At 69.9% G+C, this 1,141-nt stretch carries 1 protein-coding gene; it reads right to left on the bottom strand.

Features of this window, described 5'->3' with window-relative positions:
* On the bottom strand, positions 1 to 1,141 hold a 1,141-nt coding region (locus tag Q8Q85_11770), incomplete at both ends, for a hydrogenase iron-sulfur subunit (GenBank protein MDP3774932.1).

Raw genomic sequence — 1,141 nt, 5'->3', positions numbered from 1 at the left:
GGCGGCGCTCCGGGGTTGCGGTTCCGTGGCGACTGCCGGTGGCGCTAGCTGACGCAGCGATTCGCGATAGCGTGCAAGTTCGGCGCGTAGCGCCGCGAGGTCCGTGGCCCCGGCCCAGGCCACGCGCACCCGCGCGCGCGCGGCGTGCGTGCGCAGGTGCGGCTCGCGTGCGCCGTGGAAGCGCTGCTCGATCCAGGCGTCACCGAAGCGGAACCAGCAGTCGCCGGCGCGGCACCCGGTGACCAGCACGCCATCGGCGCGCCCGTCGCGTAGCGCGTAGTCGACGAACGACGGCGGCAATTGCGCGGCACACATCAGGCTCACGGTCGCCACGCCGGGACCGCGTAATTTCTGCACGTCGGCGGCGCGGTCGCAGCCGAATACGACAACCCCGGCCTCGCCCGTGAGCCCGGCGAGCGCGGCATCGAGCTCGGCGCGCAGCGCATGCACCGAGCGCTGCGGCATGTCGATGCCGGTGACGAGTTCGGATAGGGAGCGGAACGGCGTGGACGAGGGGCAGGCGCCGGCGCAGATGCCACAGGCCGCGCACAGGTCCGGCTCCACGACCGCCAGCTCGTGCCCGGGCTTGTCGGGATGCAGGCGCATCACCACGGCGCCGAACGGGCAGTCGGCGAAGCAACGGCCACAGCCGTTGCAGTTCGACGGCTCCACCACCGCCACGGCTTCACGTTGCCGGCGTCCGAGCCACGGCAGTGCCGCGAACAGCAGCGTGATACCGCCCACGAGCGCCCACACCGGCCCGTGCCCGAGGCGGTCCAGGAGCGGATAGAGCTGCAAATAAAACCAGTCGAGCGCGACGTTCGCCGTCACGGTGTCGAGATCGGCCGGCCCCTGGCTCAGCGCCGGCCTGAAGAACGCCAGCGCCAGCAGTGCCGCGCTCGTGCCAAAAATAAGTGTCCGCGGCGGGCTCGTTTTGGGACGACTGATGCGCGCCACGTGCACGTAAGTAAAGGCCAGCAGGAACAACGGCACACCGATGTGCAGGAACACGAGCAGCGTGAAGAAACGATCGCTCACGGCACCGGAATGAAGAAAGTTGCGTGCGATCGGCTCGCCGAAGATGCCGAGCCAGTCGAGCCATTCGGTGGTGGCGATGGCGATGTACTGGGCCAGGCGGTCC

This window comes from Gemmatimonadales bacterium, assembly GCA_030697825.1.
GTDB lineage: Bacteria > Gemmatimonadota > Gemmatimonadetes > Gemmatimonadales > JACORV01 > JACORV01.
Note: the sequence above shows the minus strand (reverse complement) of the source record. Positions and strands in the feature narration are given on the sequence as shown.